The organism is Herbaspirillum sp. BH-1 (genome assembly GCF_002870055.1).
Taxonomy (GTDB): Bacteria; Pseudomonadota; Gammaproteobacteria; order Burkholderiales; family Burkholderiaceae_D; genus Herbaspirillum; species Herbaspirillum frisingense.
The window spans coordinates 1-444 of the sequence record NZ_PKOI01000049.1; the positions used below are offsets into that span (position 1 = coordinate 1).

General features: G+C 51.1%; 1 pseudogene. It reads left to right on the plus strand.

Annotation, left to right across the window (positions count from 1 at the left end):
- Positions 1 to 444 (plus strand): annotated as a pseudogene (locus HBH1_RS24735) (ABC transporter permease subunit); the annotation flags it as partial.

Sequence of the window (444 nt, forward strand, 5' to 3'; positions counted from 1 at the left end):
ATTTTAAGCATCATTTACGTGGCGTTTTGGCTCAATCTTGCCATTTTATTTTCCGTCCGCTTCCGGCAGGCGGCAACCTCCGCCCTGTCAGGAATTGCGGTTTGGTTGTTTTTCAGCGTGTTTTATCGCATGCTGATTAAGCTGATTGCCAACGCCACTGCGCCTGCTCAGGAAGCCGTAAAAAGTGTTAACGCGCTCATGAACCACCAATCGTTGGTTTTCTTTTTAACACGTTTGTCACCGAGCCAGCTTTTCAGTGACGGAACGGTTTCTCTGTTATCGCCATCTGTCCGCTCGTTTGGTCCGCTTTCGATGAAGCAAGTGGTTGGCTCCATACCCGGCAGCCCGCTGCCGCTTGGCCAAAGCCTGCTCGTCGCCTGGCCGCAGGTAACCGGATTAATCGCCGCCACAGTCGTTTGTTTCGGAATTTCCTATATGTTGTTT